General features: G+C 64.7%; 21 protein-coding genes and 1 tRNA gene. 12 read left to right on the top strand and 10 right to left on the bottom strand.

The window, feature by feature from the left end:
- The first annotated feature begins 14 nt into the window (after window positions 1-14).
- From ugpA to RPPS3_RS00280, 5 genes are all read left to right on the top strand, one after another.
- Entirely contained in the window at window positions 15-896 is an 882-nt protein-coding gene (gene ugpA, locus RPPS3_RS00300; RefSeq protein ID WP_107342330.1) for a sn-glycerol-3-phosphate ABC transporter permease UgpA, read from the top strand.
- Complete coding sequence (gene ugpE / locus RPPS3_RS00295) at window positions 896-1,744, top strand: sn-glycerol-3-phosphate ABC transporter permease UgpE (protein WP_107342329.1); 849 nt, start codon at window positions 896-898, stop codon at window positions 1,742-1,744. Before ugpA ends, ugpE begins: the two co-directional genes overlap by 1 nt.
- Window positions 1,745-1,749: 5 nt before the next feature.
- Window positions 1,750-2,841, top strand: a complete 1,092-nt coding sequence (locus tag RPPS3_RS00290; protein ID WP_107342328.1) for a sn-glycerol-3-phosphate import ATP-binding protein UgpC — start codon at window positions 1,750-1,752, stop codon at window positions 2,839-2,841.
- A gap of 153 nt (window positions 2,842-2,994) precedes the next feature.
- Entirely contained in the window at window positions 2,995-3,420 is a 426-nt protein-coding gene (locus RPPS3_RS00285) for an Hsp20 family protein (RefSeq protein ID WP_011155625.1), read from the top strand.
- A gap of 50 nt (window positions 3,421-3,470) precedes the next feature.
- On the top strand, window positions 3,471-3,737 hold the full coding sequence (locus RPPS3_RS00280) for a DUF1150 family protein (RefSeq protein ID WP_107342327.1): 267 nt from the start codon (window positions 3,471-3,473) through the stop codon (window positions 3,735-3,737).
- 303 nt (window positions 3,738-4,040) lie between these two features.
- On the opposite strand, the gene ptsN is transcribed toward RPPS3_RS00280, so the two are convergent.
- The 8 genes from ptsN to RPPS3_RS00240 form a co-directional block, all read right to left on the bottom strand.
- Entirely contained in the window at window positions 4,041-4,502 is a 462-nt protein-coding gene (gene ptsN / locus RPPS3_RS00275) for a PTS IIA-like nitrogen regulatory protein PtsN (protein ID WP_107342326.1), read from the bottom strand.
- 274 nt (window positions 4,503-4,776) lie between these two features.
- Window positions 4,777-5,382 (bottom strand): ribosome hibernation-promoting factor, HPF/YfiA family, encoded by a 606-nt coding sequence (gene hpf, locus RPPS3_RS00270; protein ID WP_107342325.1) that lies wholly within the window; start codon window positions 5,380-5,382, stop codon window positions 4,777-4,779.
- 57 nt (window positions 5,383-5,439) lie between these two features.
- Window positions 5,440-7,086 carry an RNA polymerase factor sigma-54 gene (rpoN, locus tag RPPS3_RS00265; RefSeq protein WP_107342324.1) on the bottom strand — a complete coding sequence of 549 codons (1,647 nt, stop codon included), beginning with the start codon at window positions 7,084-7,086 and terminating at the stop codon, window positions 5,440-5,442.
- A 205-nt stretch (window positions 7,087-7,291) separates the two neighbouring features.
- Window positions 7,292-8,254, bottom strand: a complete 963-nt coding sequence (gene lptB / locus RPPS3_RS00260) for an LPS export ABC transporter ATP-binding protein (protein ID WP_107342323.1) — start codon at window positions 8,252-8,254, stop codon at window positions 7,292-7,294.
- Between the two features lie 167 nt (window positions 8,255-8,421).
- Window positions 8,422-9,087, bottom strand: a complete 666-nt coding sequence (locus tag RPPS3_RS00255; RefSeq protein WP_107342322.1) for an LptA/OstA family protein — start codon at window positions 9,085-9,087, stop codon at window positions 8,422-8,424.
- A gap of 8 nt (window positions 9,088-9,095) precedes the next feature.
- Window positions 9,096-9,836, bottom strand: a complete 741-nt coding sequence (gene lptC / locus RPPS3_RS00250; protein WP_107342321.1) for an LPS export ABC transporter periplasmic protein LptC — start codon at window positions 9,834-9,836, stop codon at window positions 9,096-9,098.
- 229 nt (window positions 9,837-10,065) lie between these two features.
- Window positions 10,066-10,680, bottom strand: coding sequence for a ribonuclease D (locus RPPS3_RS00245; protein ID WP_107342320.1), 615 nt, complete (start codon window positions 10,678-10,680; stop codon window positions 10,066-10,068).
- A 168-nt stretch (window positions 10,681-10,848) separates the two neighbouring features.
- Window positions 10,849-10,933, bottom strand: a tRNA-Leu gene (locus RPPS3_RS00240).
- 160 nt (window positions 10,934-11,093) lie between these two features.
- On the opposite strand from RPPS3_RS00240, the gene RPPS3_RS00235 reads away from it, so the two are divergent.
- Window positions 11,094-12,059, top strand: a complete 966-nt coding sequence (locus RPPS3_RS00235; protein WP_107342319.1) for a complex I NDUFA9 subunit family protein — start codon at window positions 11,094-11,096, stop codon at window positions 12,057-12,059.
- A 49-nt stretch (window positions 12,060-12,108) separates the two neighbouring features.
- On the opposite strand, the gene RPPS3_RS00230 is transcribed toward RPPS3_RS00235, so the two are convergent.
- Window positions 12,109-12,915 (bottom strand): undecaprenyl-diphosphate phosphatase, encoded by an 807-nt coding sequence (locus tag RPPS3_RS00230; protein ID WP_107342318.1) that lies wholly within the window; start codon window positions 12,913-12,915, stop codon window positions 12,109-12,111.
- A gap of 199 nt (window positions 12,916-13,114) precedes the next feature.
- Between RPPS3_RS00230 and RPPS3_RS00225 the strand changes: the two genes are divergently transcribed.
- Together RPPS3_RS00225 and queG are read left to right on the top strand one after the other, a co-directional pair.
- Complete coding sequence (locus RPPS3_RS00225) at window positions 13,115-13,807, top strand: glutathione S-transferase family protein (protein WP_107342317.1); 693 nt, start codon at window positions 13,115-13,117, stop codon at window positions 13,805-13,807.
- Window positions 13,756-14,964, top strand: a complete 1,209-nt coding sequence (gene queG / locus RPPS3_RS00220; protein WP_199852178.1) for a tRNA epoxyqueuosine(34) reductase QueG — start codon at window positions 13,756-13,758, stop codon at window positions 14,962-14,964. Before RPPS3_RS00225 ends, queG begins: the two co-directional genes overlap by 52 nt.
- A gap of 166 nt (window positions 14,965-15,130) precedes the next feature.
- Here queG and RPPS3_RS00215 read toward each other — a convergent pair whose 3' ends face one another.
- Window positions 15,131-15,916, bottom strand: a complete 786-nt coding sequence (locus RPPS3_RS00215) for an alpha/beta hydrolase (protein WP_107342315.1) — start codon at window positions 15,914-15,916, stop codon at window positions 15,131-15,133.
- 320 nt (window positions 15,917-16,236) lie between these two features.
- Here RPPS3_RS00215 and infC point away from each other — a divergent pair, with 320 nt between their 5' ends.
- The 4 genes from infC to pheS all read left to right on the top strand — a co-directional run bounded on the left by infC (window position 16,237) and on the right by pheS (window position 18,980).
- On the top strand, window positions 16,237-16,776 hold the full coding sequence (gene infC / locus RPPS3_RS00210) for a translation initiation factor IF-3 (RefSeq protein ID WP_107342314.1): 540 nt from the start codon (window positions 16,237-16,239) through the stop codon (window positions 16,774-16,776).
- Between the two features lie 334 nt (window positions 16,777-17,110).
- Window positions 17,111-17,311 (top strand): 50S ribosomal protein L35, encoded by a 201-nt coding sequence (rpmI, locus tag RPPS3_RS00205; protein WP_011155610.1) that lies wholly within the window; start codon window positions 17,111-17,113, stop codon window positions 17,309-17,311.
- Between the two features lie 83 nt (window positions 17,312-17,394).
- On the top strand, window positions 17,395-17,754 hold the full coding sequence (rplT, locus tag RPPS3_RS00200; RefSeq protein WP_011155609.1) for a 50S ribosomal protein L20: 360 nt from the start codon (window positions 17,395-17,397) through the stop codon (window positions 17,752-17,754).
- Window positions 17,755-17,897: 143 nt separating this feature from the next.
- Entirely contained in the window at window positions 17,898-18,980 is a 1,083-nt protein-coding gene (pheS, locus tag RPPS3_RS00195) for a phenylalanine--tRNA ligase subunit alpha (protein WP_107342313.1), read from the top strand.
- The last annotated feature ends 91 nt before the right edge of the window (window positions 18,981-19,071 follow it).

Genomic DNA, 19,071 nt, shown 5'->3' with positions numbered 1-19,071 from the left:
GAGGGGAGTTAGTCATGCTCAAGCAGGCTGTCTTTCAGTCGAAACTGCTGCCTTATTTGCTGGTGCTGCCGCAGCTCGTGGTGGTGCTGGTGTTCTTCTATTGGCCGGCCGTGCAGGCGGTGATCCAGTCGTTCCTGCTGCAGGACGCCTTCGGCCTGTCGACCGTGTTTGTCTGGTTCGACAATTATCGCGAGCTGCTCGATCAGCCCGACTACTTCGCCGCGATCATCCGGACCTTCGTCTTCTCCTTCGCGATCGCGCTGTCGTCGCTGTCGCTGGCGTTGTTGCTGGCGGTGATGGCGGACCGCCCGCTGCGCGGCTCGACGTTCTACCGCACCATGCTGATCTGGCCCTACGCGGTGGCGCCGCCGGTGGTCGGCGTGCTGTGGGTGTTTATGCTCAATCCGTCGCTCGGCGTCATCGCCCATGGGCTGCGCGCGCTCGGCGTCGATTGGAACCCGCTGCTCGATGGTGATCAGGCGGCGCTGCTGATCGTGCTCGCGGCGGCCTGGAAGCAGATCTCCTACAATTTCCTGTTCTTCCTCGCCGGGCTGCAGGCGATTCCGTCCAGCGTGATCGAGGCGGCGGCGATCGACGGCGCCCGGCCGATGCGCCGGTTCTGGACCATCATCTTCCCGCTGCTGTCGCCGACCATCTTCTTCCTGGTGATCGTCAACGTCGTGTACGCGTTCTTCGACACGTTCGGCATCATCGACACGATGACCCGCGGCGGTCCGGCGAAAGCGACCGAAACGTTGGTCTACAAGGTGTATCAGGATGGCCTGCTCGGCTCGAACCTCGGCAGTTCGGCGGCTCAATCGGTGATTCTGATGGCGATCGTGATCGCGCTGACGGCGATCCAGTTCCGCTTCGTCGAGCGCAAGGTGAATTACTGATGGTCGAGCACCGGAAGTTCGGAAACCTGGTGCCGCATCTGATCCTGTGGATCGGTGTCGCGATCGTCGCCTTCCCGGTCTATCTGGCGTTCGTCGCCTCGACCCAGGACAACGCCACCATCGCCAATGGCCAGATGTCGCTGCTGCCTGGCGGCCACTTCCTGGAAACCTATTACAAGACCATCTTCGTCGGCTCCTCCGGCACCACCCGCGAGCCGGTCGCCAGCATGCTGTTCAACTCGTTCATGATGGCGATGTCGATCGCGCTCGGCAAGATCGCGATCTCGATCATCTCCGCCTATGCGATCGTGTATTTCCGGTTTCCGTTCCGGATGACGATCTTCTGGCTGATCTTCATCACCCTGATGTTGCCGGTCGAGGTCCGGATCTATCCGACCTACAAGATCGCCGCGGACCTCAATCTGCTCGACAGCTACGCCGGGCTGGCGCTGCCGCTGATCGCGTCGGCGACCGCGACGCTGCTGTTCCGGCAATTCTTCATGACGGTGCCGGACGAACTGTTGGAAGCGTCGCGGATCGATGGCGCCGGGCCGTTGCGCTTCTTCTGGGATACGCTGCTGCCGCTGTCGCGCACCAACATGGCGGCGCTGTTCGTGATTCTGTTCATCCTCGGCTGGAATCAATATCTCTGGCCGCTGCTGATCACCACGCGCGACGACATGCAGACCATCCAGATCGGCATCCGCAAGATGATCGTCACCTCGGACGCACTGACCGAGTGGCCGGTGGTGATGGCGACCGCCGTGCTGGCGATGCTGCCGCCGGTCGCCGTGGTGGTGCTGATGCAGAAACTGTTCGTGCGCGGACTGGTCGAGACGGAGAAGTAGCAACAGTGGCCAACGTCGTTCTCCGCTCTGTCCGCAAGACCTATCCGGGTGGTTTTGAGGCAATTAAAGGCGTCGATTTCGAAGTCGGCGACGGCCAGTTCTGCGTGCTGGTCGGGCCGAGCGGCTGCGGCAAGTCGACCCTGCTGCGAATGATCGCCGGGCTCGAAACCGTCACCGGCGGCGAGATCGGCATCGGGGACCGCGTCGTCAACGACGTCGAGCCGGCCGATCGGGACATCGCGATGGTCTTCCAGAACTACGCGCTCTACCCGCACATGACCGTGTACAACAACATGGCGTACGGCCTGCGCAACCGTGGCATGGGCAAAGCCGAGATCGACGCACGGGTGCAGGAAGCGGCGCGCATCCTCGAACTCGGTCCGATGCTGACCCGGAAGCCGCGGCAATTGTCCGGCGGCCAGCGCCAGCGGGTCGCGATGGGCCGCGCCATCGTGCGGCATCCCAAGGTGTTTCTGTTCGACGAGCCGCTATCCAATCTCGACGCCAAGCTGCGGGTCGCGATGCGGGTCGAAATCCGCAAGCTGCAGCGCCGGCTCGCCACCACGGCGATCTACGTCACCCACGACCAGCTCGAGGCAATGACGCTCGCCGACATGCTAGTGGTGATGAACGCCGGCCAAGTCGAACAGATCGGCTCGCCACTCGATGTCTATGCCAAGCCGGCGACGACTTTCGTGGCCTCGTTCATTGGCGCCCCGCCGATGAACCTGCTGGCCCTGGCGGACGATCTGCGGAGCCAGCTCGGTGGCGCGCCGGCCGAGGCGGGCATTCTCGGTGTCCGCCCGGAGGACCTCGTCATCGGCCCAGGGGCGGCAGCTCACGGCGGTCTGGCGCTCGACGTCACCGTCGAGGCGATCGAGCGGGTCGGACCGGAGACGTTCGTCTATGGGGCCCGCGCAGGGCATGAGGCGCAGCCGGTGGTTGCCGGGAAGCCCGGCGAAGGGGCCGGCGGTGACATCATCGTCCGGATTCCCGGCCAGGTCGCGCCGGCGGTCGGAGAGCGCATCACGGTCGCGGCGCCGCCGCACAGCCTGCATCTGTTTTCCGCCGACGGGCGCCGCCGGATTGCCGGCTAGCCGGCCGTAAGCTACTGGTGGAATTCGCTGTTCTGGCCTTCTTGAACAGTTCTTTTGCACTGCCCATATTGGTTTGGACTGGACGGCGAGGTGCCGGACGGTCGATGGGGTGCCGCAAGGACCCCCTCAAAGTCGCTTCGAGAGGACTTTGTGATGTCTCGTGTTCCTTCGTTATCTAGTCCCTTTCTGCTGGGATTCGACGAGATCGAGCGTGCGCTCGACCGCGTCGTCAAAGGCGCCGACGGGTACCCCCCGTACAACATCGAACGGTGCGAACGCAGCAACGGCGATCCCGAAAAGCTGCGCATCACACTGGCGGTGGCTGGATTCACCCGCGATCAACTCGATGTCACAGTTGAGGAAAATCAACTGGTGATCCGGGGCCGGCAGCAGGATGACAAAACTCGGCAATACATCCACCGCGGCATTGCCGCGCGTCACTTCCAGCGGACGTTCGTGCTGGCCGACGGGATGCAGGTGTTGGGTGCGGACCTGAAAAACGGGTTGTTGTCCATCGACCTGATCCGGCCTGAGCCGGAAAGGGTCATTAAGACAATCGCCATCACCGAACACGAATAATGGAACGAGTAGCGGACTCGACCGCTTAGTCTCCTAGAGGAGTCGAGACCATGACTGAAGCTGGTACTACGCTTGAAAATGTGGGCGTCACGCCGGAAGCGCTGGCGCATCTGGGCGAAGGCCACATCGCCTATGTGAAGCAGATCCGCTCCGAAGACGTACCTGGGTTATTCCCGCAGGCGCCGCAGATCGCGCCGGGCCTCAAGCTGTTTGCTTTGCATTCGGCCGATGGCACGCCGATCATGCTGACAGACAGCCGTGAAGCGGCGATCGCGAATGCCTGGAGCCAGGAACTGCAGGCCGTCAGCGTCCACTAAGCGCTGACTGAAGAAGACGGTTACGCGACGCGGGGAGTCCGGTGACGGCCCCCGCGCCCGCTGAATACCCACTAGCGGCGCTGAGGCGCCCGCCAGCAAGCAACCCTAGCGCGTTGCATTGCGCACTTCCACACATCGATACCAAAGCGATTCCGTGCCATTGCCGCTGGTAAGCGACGCAGGATCTCGGACGAGCAACCGCTGCGCCTGAACCAGTTTCGGTCCGGCGCTGAGCACTCATTGTGCGGTCAGTCGGATGTCTTCGCGAAGCTAGCGCCTGCTGGCCAGCAATACGCCGCGCTGTTACGCCGCGGTGGCCGGGGGCAGTGCGAGCACCGAATAGATCGCATGGGCGTCGCGGGAGGCGCGCAGCTTCTTGGCGACGTCCTGGTCGCGCAGCAGCCGGGCAATCCGCGCCAGCGCCTTGAGATGGTCGGCGCCAGCACCTTCGGGCGCCAGCAGCAGGAAGATCAGGTCGACCGGCTGGCCGTCCATCGCTTCGAAATCGATCGGACGTTCCAGCCGCGCGAACAGCCCGAACAGCTTTTCCAGCTTCGGCAGCTTGCCGTGCGGAATCGCCACCCCATAGCCGACCGCGGTGGTGCCGAGCTTCTCGCGCTGCAGCAGCACTTCGAAGATCGAGCGCTCGTTCTGACCGGTGAGTTCAGCGGCGCGCGCCGCGAGTTCCTGCAGCGCCTGCTTCTTGCTGATCACCTTGAGCGCCGGGATGACGGCCTCGGGCGCGACAAGATCCGTAATCGTCATCAGGCGTTCCGGGGGTGTTGGTGCGGTCCGGGTGAAATAGGACGGCGGTGGGTTGCGTCAAGCGTTCGATCCGAGAAGCGCCGCGCGATTTCCTGATCGCGGCTAAAACGCTTCTGAAATCATGATCCTAACTTAAGTCTAGCATTCCTGCCGGCGGCCGTAAAATGCCGTCGGCGGTCCGCCGAAAAGCGGCGGACCATAGGCAGAGCGTTGCACGGGCGTCAATGCCTCGCGGAGGTTCCGCTTGCGGCTTTCCCGCGAGGCAATGCGCGGGTCAGTTCGTGCCGTTCAGCACCGGCGGGTCGATCCAGCCGATATTGCCGTCGGCGCGACGATAAATGATGTTCACGCGGCCCGAGCTGCCGTGCTGGAACACCACCACAGGTGCGCCGGTGAGATCGAGCTCGACCACCGCCTCGCTCACCGACAGCCGCTTCATCGCGGTGGTGGCCTCGGCGATGATCACCGGGTTGTAGGCGTCCTCGTGATGCTCTTCGTCGCCGGGCGCTTCGATCACGTAGCTGGCCGCGTCCACCGGCGTGCCGAGCTCGGCGAGTGCGTTGGCCTCGGCGTGAGCCTTGCGGGCCGAACGATCCTTCAGGCGGCTCTTGTAGCGGCGCAGGCGCTTCTCGATCTGCACCAGCGCCTGATCGGCGCTGACATAGGCGTCGGCGGCATTGGACTCGGCTTCAAGCGTGATGCCGGAATCGAGGTGCAGCGCACAATCGGTGCGGAAGCCGAAACCGTCTTTGCTGAGCGTGAAGTGCCCCGAATAATTCCCATCGAAATACTTGCGCAGCACCTCCTCGGTGCGTTCGCTCACGCGGCTGCGCAGCGCTTCGCCGATGCTGATGCTTTTGCCGGATATCCGGATGGTCATGGCAGTGCCTCGATTCACATGTGGGGAGATGAGTCTAGTCAGAGCAGGGCGACGCAATCAAGCTGGGGCTGTGTCGCGGGAGCGGCTCGCTGCCGCAGACGGCGTGCCCAGCATGTTCTGCTTGTCGCGACGGCGCTGCACTGAAGAGGGAATGCGCATCGCTTCGCGATATTTCGCGACGGTGCGACGCGCGATGTCGATGCCGGCCTCGCGCAGACGTTCGACGATCGTATCATCCGACAGGATTGCTGACGGATCTTCACTGTCGATCAGTTGGCGAATCTGGTGCCGCACCGCTTCGGCCGAATGCGCTTCGCCGCCGTCGGCGGAAGCGATCGACGCAGTGAAGAAATACTTAAGCTCGAAGGTGCCGCGGTTGGTCGCCATGTATTTGTTGGCGGTGACGCGCGACACCGTCGATTCGTGCATCTGAATCGCGTCGGCCACGGCTTTCAGATTCAGCGGCCGCAGATGCTTGACGCCGTGGGTGAAGAATCCGTCCTGCTGGCGCACGATCTCGGTCGCCACCTTGAGGATGGTGCGGGCGCGCTGATCGAGCGCGCGCACCAGCCAGGTGGCGTTCTGCAGACAGTCGGAGAAGTACGACTTGTCGCCGTCCTTGCGGATCGTCTTCGACAGCTCCGAATAATACGACTGATTGACCAGCACCTTCGGCAGCGTGTCGCTGTTGAGTTCGACCAGCCAGCCGCCGTCGGGGCCGGGCCGGACGAACACGTCGGGCACAATCGTCTGCACCCGCGACGAACCGAACTTCAGCCCCGGCTTCGGGTCGAGGTGACGGATCTCGCCGATCATGTCGACGAGGTCTTCGTCGTCGACGCCGCAGATCTTGCGCAAGCTGGCGACGTCGCGCTTGGCGAGCAGGTCGAGGTGTTCGACCAGCGCCTGCATGGCCGGGTCGTAGCGATCGCGCTCGCGCAACTGGATGGCGAGGCATTCGCTCAAGTTGCGCGCGCAGATACCGGGCGGGTCGAAGGTCTGCAGCACCTGCACGACTGCTTCGACGTCGTCCTGACTGGCGCCGAGGCGTTCGGCGGCATCGCCGAGATCGGCCGGCAGATACCCGGCGTCGTCGACGAGGTCGATCAGGTACTGTCCGATCAGCCGCTGCGACGGCGTCGTGACCGCGACAGCGAGCTGTTCGGCGAGGTGGTCGGCCAGCGAAGTCTCGGCCGCCACGAAGGCTTCGAGGTTGTAGCCTTCATCCGACGACGCTCCGCCGCCCCATTCGGTATATGAGGCCGGCGCGCTGTCCTGCGCGGCGCGGGCCGCAGCTTCGGCAGGCTCTTCGGGAAAAACGTTCTCCATGCCGGTATCGAGCGTCTGCTCGATATCGCTCCGGCTGCCGAGATCGCGGTGCATCCATTCTTCGGTGCCGGGCTCGAACGCACCGGCGGCCGCGGGGTCGGTGAAATCCGAAGAACCCTCGCCGCCGAAATCCTCGCCGCCGCTTGCACCGAACTCACCGCCGCCCTCGGCGCCTTCCGCCGTGGCCTCACCGGCCACCGGCGGTTCCGCATTGTCGCCGGCGCGATCGAGCAACGGGTTCTTCTCGATCTCGTCTTCGACGAAAGCCGCGAGGTCGAGATTCGACAACTGAAGCAGCTTGATCGCCTGCATCAGTTGCGGGGTCATCACCAGAGACTGGGTCTGACGAAATTCGAGACGTTGCGACAGCGCCATGGTGGCCAGAAACGGTAGTTGGTCCGTTTCTTGCTTACGCCTTTCCGAAGCGGTTGTACACGCCTTGACGGATGGGAAATTTGGAGTAGAGGCGCCGGCCCTTCGGGCGGGATATCTTTCCGGTATCTAAGTAGTTCTGATCGTGCCTCACGATCAGGCCGGTAAAGGTAATCATGGACCCACCGGCTCTAAACCGCAACCGGCTTTACAGTCGGAATTCTTCGCCAAGGTAAAGCCGGCGCACATCCGGATCGTTGACGATGTCTTCGGGCGTACCTTCGGTCAGGATCTCGCCCGCATAGACGATGTAGGCGCGATCGGTGAGGCCGAGCGTTTCGCGAACGTTGTGATCGGTGATCAGCACGCCGATGCCGCGATTGGTCAGGTGACGCACCAGGTCCTGAATGTCGCCGACCGCGATCGGGTCGATACCGGCGAACGGCTCGTCGAGCAGCATGTAGTTCGGGCGGCTGGCGAGCGCGCGGGCGATTTCAACGCGGCGGCGCTCACCGCCCGACAGCGCGATCGACGGCGATTTTCGCAGCCGTTCGATGTTGAATTCCTGCAGCAGATTGTCGAGCTGGGCTTCGCGCTTGCGCTTGTCAGGCTCGACCGCCTCCAGCACCGCGCGGATGTTCTGCTCGACGGTGAGGCCGCGGAAGATCGAGGCTTCCTGCGGCAGGTAACCGATGCCGAGCCGAGCGCGCTGATACATCGGCAGCTTGGTGACGTCATGGCCGTCGAGTTCGATCGCGCCGTTGTCGGCCTTGATCAGCCCGGTGATCATGTAGAACACGGTGGTCTTGCCAGCACCGTTGGGGCCGAGCAGGCCGACCGCTTCACCGCGGCGAACATAGATGCTGACGCCGCGCACGATCTTGCGGGTGCCGAAGCTCTTCTCGACGCTGTGCACCGCCAAGTAACTGGATGCCGGTGCGGCCTGCGGCGCAGCCGCCTGCGGGGCGACGGTGCGGCGCGGTGCTGCAGCCGCGGCCGGTTGTCGCTGCGGAGCCGCGTACGCCTCGCTGCGTGCGATCGGCGGCGCGTCGCGCACCGGCGTGGCGAGCAGATCGCCGACGTCGTCGCTGTATCCGGTAATGTCGTTACGCGCGCTGCCGAACCCGGGAGCTTTCGGGCGCCGACGGAACATGCCGCGAAGATCCACCATGCGCTACCGAACCTGTCCCGTGAGGTGCGCCCCCGCAAGGCTCGCGGTGACGTCATTGGCGTCTGCCGAGGCCGTGTGGACGCGGCAAAGCGACGCTTCGCCGGCGCTGTTAAAGGCGGCCGCCGTCCGGTTCAACACTCGCGGTGCGTGCTGGTGACCCGGTACAGTCACTTCGGCTTGCCCGAACTGGTCGGCGGGCCGAGCGGCAGCGGACCGCCGCCATTCGCGCCCGAGGATTGAAACAGGCCCTGCACCCGGCCGCTGTCCGATTCCACCCGCGATACGCCGGTGGTCATGTCGACCAGCAGGCGGTCGCCGCGCACCACGTTGCGGGCCTGGGTCAGCACCACGTTGCCGGTCATCGTCACCAAATTGGTCTTGGTCTCGAACACCGCCTTGTCGCCGGTGACCACCTGATCCTTCTGGGTGACCACGACGTGGCCCTTGGCTTCGAGCCGACGGATCGACGAGGCGCCGTCAGGGCCCGGCGCGGCCGCCGGCATCGGCTTGCCCTTGGCGCCCTTCGCCGGCGTCTGATCCTGGTCGTAGAACACCACCAGCGTCTGCGACGTCATGGTGGTGTCGCCCTGCACGACTTTGACGTTGCCGGTGAAGGTCGCTTCCTTGTTCTTGTCGCGCACTTCGAGGGTGTCGGATTCGATCTGGATCGGCTTGTCGCGGTTCTGCGAGAAGCCCTGCATCGCGTTAGGCACGCCCTGCACGGCGCTCTGCGCCGCCGCCGGCACCGTGCCGGCAACCGACAGAGCAACCAGCGCGGCACTGGCCAGCGCGGCCGGGCCACGAAGCCGGCGAAACCAAACAGCAATGTGCATTGTCGAGATCACCTCGCGACGGCCCGCTGGCCGGGATTGGGGGCCGGCCGCGACTTGGTCGGGGCGGGCGGCGGCGCGGTCTGCGCGGCGGGGGCCGGTTCTCCGAGCGAGGCGTTGTCGATGTTCATCACCACGCCGCCCTCGAACCGGATCAGGTCGCCCTTCTCGGTAATCCGCATCCGCTGGCCGCGCAGCGTGCCGCCGTCCCATTTGACGTCGACCGGCGCGTCGGACGTGACGGTGCCTTTGCCCATGTCGATGTCGGCCTGGGTCATCCAGGCCTCGGTGCCGGTCGAATTGTGCAGATAGACGTCCTTGTTCAGCTTCAGAAGCTGCGCCTTGGTCTCGAACTGGCCTTCGCGCGACTCGATGATGACGGTGGACTGGTCCTCCGACTGCACCTTGGCGCGCAGCGTATGCAGATCGACGTGGTCCTGGCTGGTCAGATCCTGGGTGGCGGTGCGCGCCCACATCTCGTAGGGGCGGCCGTCATTGGTGAAGCCGGCCAGATGCGGCGACTCCATCGTGATCTTGGTGCCCGAGACCACCAGATCGCCGACGTCGATCGGCAATTTCGACAGATAGCGGAACGGGTTGAACACCGAGATCGCGATGATCACCGCCATCGACAGCACCACGACCAGCGGCACGGCGAGCCGCAGCGTGCGCACCAAACGGCTGTGGCGCGCCGCTGCCGCGAAGCGCGCCTCCATTCCGGTCTGATAGGACGACAACTGAACCGCTGTCACCGCTGCTCCCGAGCTCGTCTCGCGCGTGTTACGGAGCCGTGCGCTCCGTCCTCCGGAGCGCCGCTTCGAGCGCGGTCTCCAGTCTGCAATACATCCTTAAGCTTATCTTAATCACCCCGGCAGGGGAGGGCCATGGCAGGCCCCGGCCCATCAGACCGAGGAGTATGACCGAAACGCGGCGCAGGGTGCCGCTCGGGCGCAGGAACCGCCGGGAGGGCCGCCCAGCCGGTCACGAATGAGCGAAAATGTCCTCTTCGCTCCAGCCGTCGAGGTCGAGCCGGGCGCGGACGGGCAGGAAGCCGAAGCAGGCGGTGGCGAGATCGGTGCGATTCTCCCGCGCCAGCATGGTGTCGAGCTTGTCGCGCAGCGCGTGCAGGTGGAGCACGTCGGAAGCGGCGTAAGCGAGCTGCGCGTCGGTCAGGGTATCGGCGCCCCAGTCGCTGGACTGCTGCTGCTTCGACAGATCGACGCCGAGCAGCTCGCGCACCAGGTCCTTCAAGCCGTGCCGGTCGGTGTAGGTGCGGGTCAGGCGCGAGGCGATCTTGGTGCAGTACACCGGCTGCGGCATCACGCCGAACGCCTTGTACAGCGCCGCCAGATCGAATCGGGCGAAGTGGAAGATCTTCACCACGGCCGGATCGCCGAGCAGCTTCTTCAGGTTCGGCGCATCGGTCGACCCTTGCGGGATCTGCACCACATCGGCGCTGCCGTCGCCGTTCGACAATTGCACCACGCACAGCCGGTCGCGATGCGGATGCAGCCCCATCGTCTCGGTGTCGATCGCCACCGAATTTGTATAGCGGGAAAGATCCGGCAGGTCGCCGCGATGCAGGCGGATCGTCATGTGTCGCAAACCTTTGGGCCATGGAGGAGAGCGCCGAACGCCCCGAATCGGCAGCCCAACCTATCGCCCCGATCCGCGCGACGCGAGGGGCGGCGCCACCTTGCGGTGGACGTCTCGAACCGATGTCGATGTGAAGAGATGCGGATACGAGAAGAAGGGCGTGGGCAATGGTGCCCAGGAGAGGACTCGAACCTCCACGGTGTTACCCACTGGTACCTGAAACCAGCGCGTCTACCAATTCCGCCACCTGGGCCCGGGGCGCTTGATAGGGAGGCGTTACGGAAAAGTCAAATGGCTTCCGCCAACCAAATCCGCTGTACACCGGAAGGTTGATGGCGTAACGCGAAACCGCCAGAATGTCCGCGAATTCCCGGACGTCTAAAGACGCTCCTCCGCGATCAGGATCAGCCCGCATGACTTCGAATATCGACACGCTCGTCACGGTTTTCGGTGGCTCCGGCTTCCTCGGCCGGCACGTCGTCAGCGCGCTGGCGCGGCGCGACTATCGGATTCGGGTCGCGGTGCGCCGGCCGGAGCTTTCCGGGCATCTGCAGCCGCTCGGTCGCGTCGGGCAGATCCACGCCGTGCAGGCGAATCTGCGTTACCCCGAATCGGTCGCGGCGGCGATGCGCGGCGCGCATGTGGCGATCAACCTGGTCGGCATCCTCGCCGAAGGCGGCGCGCAGAAGTTCGACGCGGTGCAGGGCAGCGGCGCCGCCAACGTGGCGCAGGCCGCGGCGGCCGCCGGCGCCCGGATGGTGCATGTCTCGGCGATCGGCGCCGATCCGAACTCGCCCGCCCGCTACGCCCGCAGCAAGGCGGCCGGCGAACAAGCGGTGCTCGCCGCCGTGCCGCAGGCCACCATCTTCCGTCCGTCGGTGGTGTTCGGGCCTGAAGACCAGTTCACCAACCGATTCGCCGCGTTGGCGCGGTTGTTGCCGGTACTGCCGCTGGTCGGGGCCGACACCAAGCTGCAGCCGGTCTATGTCGGCGATGTTGCGACCGCGATCGCCGATGCGGTCGACGGTCTGGCCAAGCCGGGCGCGACCTACGAACTCGGCGGTCCGGAACAGCTGTCGATGCGCGAAATCATGCGCATCATTCTGCAGACCACCGATCGCAATCCGCTGCTGGTGCCGCTGCCGTTCGGCCTAGCCAGCCTGCAGGCGATGCTGCTGCAGTTCGCGCCGGGCGCCTTCAAGCTGACGCCGGATCAGGTGCGGATGCTCGAGGTCGACAATGTGGTGTCGGAAGCCGCCAAGTCGGCCGGGCTGACGCTGCAGGGCCTCGGCATTCAGCCCGATTCGCTGCAGGCGATCGTGCCGTCCTATCTGTGGCGGTTCCGCAAGACCGGCCAGTTCGCGCGCAAGACCGCGTAAGCGAACCGCGGCGGCGTCCCTCAAGGACGCCGCGTTCCGAGAGGGTTTGTTACCGCCCCAGCGCCAGCGCGATCAGGCCGAGCGTGCCGACGATCACGCGCCACCAGGCGAACAGCTCGAAGCCGTGGCGGGTGACGTAGCTGAGGAAGGTCTTCACCACGATGATCGCGGTGATGAACGACACCACGAAGCCGATCGCCACGATGATCAGGTTGTCGGCGGTCATGTCGGCGTGGTTCTTGTAGAGATCGTACACGAACGCGCCGAGCATCGTCGGGATCGCCAGGAAGAACGAGAATTCGGCCGCCGAGCGCTTGTCGGTGCCGAGCAGCATTGCCGCAACAATGCTGGCGCCGGAGCGCGATACTCCCGGGATCATCGCGGTGCACTGCGCGCAGCCGATATAGAAATAGGTCAGCAGCGGGAACGCGGTGGCGTCGTGATAGCGCGGCTTCAGGTTGAGCTGGTCGACCCACAGCAGGATCGCGCCGCCGACGATCAGCGAAAAACACACGACCCACGGATTGAACAGGTAGTGCTTGATATAGCCGCCGAACGCCGCGCCGATCACCGCTGCCGGGAGGAACGCCACCAGCACACCGATGACGAAACGGCGAGCGTTGGCATCGGTGAACATGCCGAGCGCGATTCGCCACAATTTCACGAAATACAGCGCCAGAATTGCCAGGATCGCTCCGAGCTGGATCAGCACTGCGAAGCTCTTCCAGAAGTTGCCTTCGCCGAGATTGAAGAACCGCTCCGCCAACAGCAGGTGGCCGGTCGAAGATACCGGCAGGAATTCAGTGACACCCTCGACGATGCCGAGAATGACGGCTCTGATGATATCGATGAGCATGGAATTGTCCGCTGCAAGGGATCGGGCGCCCGCGAGGCCGGACCTTGTCGCCTATTCCCCAAGGGGTCGCAACGTCAAAAATGCGCCTTTCGGTGCCTTGCGTCCGCGTCGCATGAGACTAGTTTGGCCGCCTCCCGAAGAGCCTTTTCGATGCGATCCGCCACGGTTTGTTAAGCTCTTCGAAACTATCTAGGTCAGCATGTACACCCTGTTCCACCACCCGTTCTGCCCGCTGTCGCGGTTCATCCGCCTTGCGCTCGGCGAACACGGTCTCGATCTCAGGTTGGTGGAAGAGCGGTCCTGGGAGCGGCGAACGGCCTTCCTGGCGCTCAATCCGGCGGGAACCACGCCGGTCCTGGTCGCAGAGGGGCGTCCCCCGATTCCCGGCGCCGGGGTGATCGCCGAGTTCCTCGACGAAGTGCACGGCGTTGAAATGGGTGACCGCCGGCTGCTGCCGCAGTCCACCGCCGAACGCATCGAGGTGCGGCGGCTGCTGTCGTGGTTCAATGACAAGTTTTTCGAAGAGGCCTCCGGCCCGCTGATGACCGAGCGCATCTACAAGCGCTTCATGAGCGAGGAAGACGGCGGCGGGCCGCCGGCGATGGACGTGATCCGCGCCGCCAATGCCAATGTGCGCTATCATCTGGCCTATATCGGCTGGCTGGCGCGCACCCGGAACTTTCTCGCCGGCGATCGCATGACTTATGCGGATCTCGCCGCCGCGGCGCACCTGTCGGCGATCGACTATCTGGGCGATGTGCCATGGATCGAGGACGAGGCGGCAAAGGCCTGGTACGCGCGGATCAAATCGCGCCCCTCGTTCCGCCCGCTGTTGAGCGAATGGCTCGCGGGCGTGCCGGCGTCACGGACCTACGTGGATCTGGATTTCTGACCTTCGCCGACGGACAGCCCGCATCGGCCGAACCCGGCGATGCGTTGAAGGCGGAAATCGCCGACCAGGCACGCGCGCTCGGCTTTGATGCGTTCGGAATTTGCGCGCCGGACTCGATCCCCGAAGCGCCGGCGCGGCTGCGCGCGTTTCTCGACGCAGGTTATCACGGCGACATGGCCTGGCTTGCCGATCGTCCCGAGCGCCGCTCCGATCCCCGGGTGATGTGGAGCGAGGTCCGCAGCGTCATCCTGCTCGGCTTCAATTATGGTCCTGATACCGATCCCCGCGCGGTGCTGACGCGAAAGGATCGCGGGGCGATCTCGGTCTATGCGCAGGGCGACGATTATCACGACGTCATCAAGGCCCGGCTGAAGCAGTTCGCACGCTGGCTCGTCGCCACCGCCGGCGGCGACGTCAAGGTGTTCATCGATACCGCAGCGGTGATGGAAAAGCCGCTGGCGCAGGCCGCTGGCCTCGGCTGGCAGGGCCAGCACACCAATCTGGTGTCGAAAGGCCGCGGGTCCTGGATGTTTCTCGGCGCGGTGTTCACCACGCTCGATCTGCCGCTGGACGCCGCCGAGCATGATCATTGCGGCTCGTGCCGCGCCTGCCTGGATGCCTGTCCGACCGGCGCGTTTCCGGCGCCGTATCAGCTCGATGCCCGGCGCTGCATCTCGTATCTGACGATCGAACACAAAGGTCCGATCCCGCGCCAGTTTCGCGCGCGCCTCGGCAACCGGATCTACGGCTGCGACGATTGTCTCGCCGCCTGCCCCTGGAACAAGTTCGCCCAGGCCGGGCGCGAGGCCAAGCTCGCCGCCCGCGACGGCTTGCGCGCACCGGCGCTCAGTGAGTTGGTGGCGCTCGATGACCCGTCATTCCGGGCGCTGTTCACCAAATCACCGGTCAAGCGCATCGGCCGCGACCGCTTCATCCGCAACGTGCTGATCGCGATCGGCAATTCGGGCGACGGCGAGCTGGCGCCGGAGGCCGAACGGCTGCTCGCCGATCCGAGCCCGACGATCCGCGGTGCTGCGGCTTGGGCGCTGGGGCAGCTGCTGTCGCCGGAGCGCTTCGCGGCCCTGAAGGCTGCGCATCTTGCAGCCGAAGCCGATGACCGCGTGCGGGCGGAGTGGGGCGGGGTCGCTGCTGAGTAGGGCACTCCCCCAATCAATCGTCATCCCTCGCGAAGGCGAGGGATCCAGTATCCCAGTGCGCCGATGAACCGATCTCTCTGGAATACTGGTTCGCCCGCCTGCGCGGGCGATGACGATTTATGATGCGGTTATGATGCGGCTGGGCGACGCCGGGCGGCGCCCCTCGTCAGCCCAGCTCCTCGACCGCGGCCAGCATCCGGGCGATGTCCTGCGGGCGGCTGAGCCGGTGGTCGCCGTCCTGGATCATGGTCAGGACGACGTCGTCGGTCGGCAGCCGCTCCGCCAGTTCGAAGGCGTGGCGCCACGGCACGTCTTCGTCCTGTTTGCCTTGCAGGATGCGCACCGGGCAGCCGACCTCGATCATGCCGCCGAGCACGAGGTGATTGCGGCCGTCTTCGATCAGCGCCTTGGTGATCGGGTAGGGCTCACCGTATTCCGAGGGGCGGTGCCAGACGCCCTTGGTCTCGATCTCGGCGCGAATCTCGGGTGAAAAACCCTTCCACATCAGCGCTTCGGTAAAATCCGGCGCCGGTGCGATCAGCACCAATCCGGCCAGCTTGGCGGCCGTCTCGCCGCCGCGGCGGCGCAGGGCGCGGGCCAGCAGCAGCGCCATCCAGCCGCCCATTGACGAGCCGACCACGATTTGCGGACCGCGGGCGTAGGCGTCGAACACCGCCAGACTCTCTTCCAGCCAGCGGCCGATGGTGCCGTCGGCGAAGCTGCCGGAGGACTCGCCATGGCCGGAATAATCGAACCGGACGCAGGCGCGGCCGCGCGCTTCGGCCCATTGGTCGAGCGCGGTCGCTTTGGTGCCGGTCATGTCGGAGTTGAAGCCGCCGAGCCAAAACAGCCCAGGGGAGGTGCCCGGCCGGGGGCGGACCGCAATCCGCCGCGCCGCGGCGCCATCGCCGATGGTGATGAAGTCGGGCGCCGGTTCGGATGGTTTTGTCATGGATCAACAACCTCGTTGCCGGGTTGGTTTGCAGTACACGGCGAGGCGCCGTCAATGCCGGCGCCTCAGGGCGTAGCGCGACGGAAGCCGCGCGGCGAATTGGCCGGCTTTGCGTTTATGCGGAAGTCGGCTTGCCGCTCGGCGGTTCTTCCGCCACACTGCGCGCGGATCAAAAAGGGCATTGACCCTGGTATCGACGCTGAGTGGTTTTGCGTCGGATCGCGCTTCGACCTATATGAAGCGCGCGGATCCGACCAGCAGCCGTACCTGCCTCGATCCCATCGTTCGCCGTCAACGTTCACAAGTGTGGAGAAGAACCCATTCGCCGTCCCAACAGAGCGCCGCCCCCCGTAGCCAAGGACGGGCCGCGCACCAACGATGAAATCCGCAATTTCGAGATCCAGCTGATCGACCAGACCGGTGTGAACCAGGGCAAGGTCGAGACCATTGTCGCGATCAAAATGGCAATGGACGCAGGCATGGATCTGGTCGAGATTTCGCCGACCTCGTCGCCGCCGGTCTGTAAGATCATGGACTACGGCAAGTACAAGTATTCGGCGCAGAAGAAGGCCGCCGAGGCGCGCAAGAAGCAAAAGATCGTCGAGATCAAGGAGATCAAGCTCCGCCCGATGATCGACGACCACGATTACAACGTGAAGATGAAGGCGATGCTGCGCTTCTTCGAGGAAGGCGACAAGGTCAAGATCACCTTGCGCTATCGGGGACGCGAAATGGCTCACCAGGAGATCGGCACCAAGCTGCTCGAAAAGGTGAAGAACGACGTCGCTGAAATCGCCAAGGTCGAGCAGGACCCCCGCTTCGAAGGCCGTCAGGTCGTGATGGTGCTGGCGCCGCGCTGACGCGGATCCGGGTTTTCGATTTCAGAACGAACAAGGCCCGCCAGCGATCTGACGGGCCTTTTTCTTTGCCGCTTTCTTTGCCGTGGCGTTCACCCGTCGTTTGGCAGGACGCGTCGGCGGTGCTCGATCTTCCGCCTTACACGTTGCCAACCGGCCTCCGCTCTGCCATAAGCGCAGCCTTCATCGCCCGGCTGATCAAGGGCTGCCGTGGCGATGGCCCTGCCGACCTGCCTCGATCTTGAGAATGGTCGTGCAATTTCAACGCTCTAACGAGCATGTCCGCCGCCGCAGAGCGCCCCCGGGGCGCTTTTCGCGCGTGGCAAAGGAGAGCCAAATGCCCAAGTTGAAGACCAAATCGGGCGCCAAAAAGCGCTTCAAAGTGACCGCCACCGGCAAGGTGATGTCCGCCCAGCGTGGCAAGCGCCACGGCATGATCAAGCGTACCAAGAAGCAGATCCGTCAGCTTCGCGGCACCCGCGCGATCTTCAAAACCGACGGCGACAACATCAAGAAGTATTTCTTGCCGAACGCCTGACCGTTCACGCCGCGCCTTGCGCGGCAGCCTCATCGGGCCGCATCGCGGCCGTCCAAACCAAATTCAGATGAAGGAGATCAGTCATGGCTCGCGTTAAACGCGGTGTGACGGCTCACGCCAAGCATAAGAAGGTCTACAAGCTCGCCAAGGGTTATCGCGGTCGTCGGAAGAATACGATCCGCACCGCCAAGGCTGCGGTCGACAAGGCCGGCCAGTACGCGTTCCGGGATCGCAAGCGCAAGAAGCGGACGTTCCGCGCGCTGTGGATCCAGCGCCTCAATGCCGCGGTGCGTCCGTTCGGCATGACCTACAGCGTGTTCATCAACGGCCTGTCGAAGTCCGGCATCGTCGTCGACCGCAAGGTGCTGTCGGATCTCGCGATCAACGAGCCGGCGGCGTTCCAGGCGATCGCCGAGAAGGCCAAGGCTGCGCTCGCAGCCTGAGGTTCATTCGAGGCCGCATCGGCGGCCCCGACGTTCAACGGGTTGACCGTCATCGCCGGGCTTGACCCGGCGATCCATCTTTCGAGAAGCGATGGATGCCCGGGTCAAGCCCGGGCATGACTTCTTGAGGGGAACGGCGGCTCATGTCCAATCTCGAAAACCTGCAATCCCAAATCCTCGCCGATATCGCGGCGGCTTCAGACGAGGCCGCGCTCGAAGCGGTCCGTGTCGGAGCGCTCGGCAAGAAGGGCTCGATCTCGGCGCTGCTCGCCACGCTCGGCAAGATGGACCCCGAGCAGCGCAAGACCGAGGGCGCGGCGATCAATCGCGCCAAGGAAGCGGTGACCGAGGCGCTGACCGCCCGCCGCGACGTGCTGAAGGCCGCCGCGCTCGACGCCAAGCTGGCCGCCGAAACCATCGACGTCACCTTGCCGATGCGCGAGCCCGCCGCCGAGCAGGGCCGGCTGCATCCGCTCAGCCAGGTGTGGGATGAGCTCACCGCAATCTTCGCCGACATGGGCTTCTCGATCGCCGAAGGTCCGGACATCGAGACCGACGACTACAACTTCACCAAGCTGAACTTCCCCGAAGGCCATCCGGCCCGGGAGATGCACGACACCTTCTATTTCAACCCGAAGGAAGACGGCTCGCGCCTCTTGCTCCGCACCCACACCTCGCCGGTGCAGGTCCGGACCATGCTGTCGCAGCGGCCGCCGATCCGGGTGATTTGTCCCGGCCGCACCTATCGCAGCGACTCGGACCAGACCCACACGCCGATGTTCCATCAGGTCGAAGGCCTGGTGATCGACAAGGGCAGCCATCTCGGCCACCTGAAGTGGATCCTGCACGAGTTCTGCAAGGCGTTCTTCGAGGTCGACAACGTCAATATGCGGTTCCGGCCGTCGTTCTTCCCGTTCACCGAGCCGTCGCTGGAAGTCGATATCCAGTGCCGCCGCGGCAAGGACGAGATCCGGTTCGGCGAAGGCGAAGACTGGCTGGAGATTCTCGGCTGCGGCATGGTGCACCCGAACGTGCTGACCGCCTGCGGCCTCGATCCGGACGAGTATCAAGGCTTTGCCTGGGGCATGGGCATCGATCGCATCGCGATGCTGAAATACGGCATGAGCGACCTGCGGCAGCTGTTCGAAGCCGACGTGCGCTGGCTCAATCACTACGGCTTCAAGCCGCTCGACATCCCGACGCTGGCGGGGGGATTGAGTTCGTGAGTTGGACGTGCGCGAGCGCCGTGCTCGGCGCAAGTGCCCTCACCCCAGCCCTCTCCCGCAAGCGGGAGAGGGGGCAGGCCGCGGCCTTTGG

The sequence above is a fragment of the Rhodopseudomonas palustris genome (assembly GCF_003031265.1).
In the GTDB taxonomy this organism is placed as follows: domain Bacteria; phylum Pseudomonadota; class Alphaproteobacteria; order Rhizobiales; family Xanthobacteraceae; genus Rhodopseudomonas; species Rhodopseudomonas palustris_H.
This window is presented reverse-complemented; position numbering and strand designations above follow the sequence as displayed.

Excerpts from the sequence above, each read along its gene's own strand:
- ugpA (WP_107342330.1), top strand. The coding sequence starts at position 15 with ATGCTCAAGCAGGCTGTCTTTCAGTCGAAACTGCTGCCTTATTTGCTG.
- ugpE (WP_107342329.1), top strand. The coding sequence starts at position 896 with ATGGTCGAGCACCGGAAGTTCGGAAACCTGGTGCCGCATCTGATCCTG.
- RPPS3_RS00285 (WP_011155625.1), top strand. The coding sequence starts at position 2,995 with ATGTCTCGTGTTCCTTCGTTATCTAGTCCCTTTCTGCTGGGATTCGAC.
- RPPS3_RS00280 (WP_107342327.1), top strand. The coding sequence starts at position 3,471 with ATGACTGAAGCTGGTACTACGCTTGAAAATGTGGGCGTCACGCCGGAA.
- ptsN (WP_107342326.1), bottom strand. The coding sequence starts at position 4,502 with ATGACGATTACGGATCTTGTCGCGCCCGAGGCCGTCATCCCGGCGCTC.
- hpf (WP_107342325.1), bottom strand. The coding sequence starts at position 5,382 with ATGACCATCCGGATATCCGGCAAAAGCATCAGCATCGGCGAAGCGCTG.
- rpoN (WP_107342324.1), bottom strand. The coding sequence starts at position 7,086 with ATGGCGCTGTCGCAACGTCTCGAATTTCGTCAGACCCAGTCTCTGGTG.
- lptB (WP_107342323.1), bottom strand. The coding sequence starts at position 8,254 with ATGGTGGATCTTCGCGGCATGTTCCGTCGGCGCCCGAAAGCTCCCGGG.
- RPPS3_RS00255 (WP_107342322.1), bottom strand. The coding sequence starts at position 9,087 with ATGCACATTGCTGTTTGGTTTCGCCGGCTTCGTGGCCCGGCCGCGCTG.
- RPPS3_RS00245 (WP_107342320.1), bottom strand. The coding sequence starts at position 10,680 with ATGACGATCCGCCTGCATCGCGGCGACCTGCCGGATCTTTCCCGCTAT.
- RPPS3_RS00235 (WP_107342319.1), top strand. The coding sequence starts at position 11,094 with ATGACTTCGAATATCGACACGCTCGTCACGGTTTTCGGTGGCTCCGGC.
- RPPS3_RS00230 (WP_107342318.1), bottom strand. The coding sequence starts at position 12,915 with ATGCTCATCGATATCATCAGAGCCGTCATTCTCGGCATCGTCGAGGGT.
- RPPS3_RS00225 (WP_107342317.1), top strand. The coding sequence starts at position 13,115 with ATGTACACCCTGTTCCACCACCCGTTCTGCCCGCTGTCGCGGTTCATC.
- queG (WP_199852178.1), top strand. The coding sequence starts at position 13,756 with ATGGCTCGCGGGCGTGCCGGCGTCACGGACCTACGTGGATCTGGATTT.
- RPPS3_RS00215 (WP_107342315.1), bottom strand. The coding sequence starts at position 15,916 with ATGACAAAACCATCCGAACCGGCGCCCGACTTCATCACCATCGGCGAT.
- rpmI (WP_011155610.1), top strand. The coding sequence starts at position 17,111 with ATGCCCAAGTTGAAGACCAAATCGGGCGCCAAAAAGCGCTTCAAAGTG.
- rplT (WP_011155609.1), top strand. The coding sequence starts at position 17,395 with ATGGCTCGCGTTAAACGCGGTGTGACGGCTCACGCCAAGCATAAGAAG.
- pheS (WP_107342313.1), top strand. The coding sequence starts at position 17,898 with ATGTCCAATCTCGAAAACCTGCAATCCCAAATCCTCGCCGATATCGCG.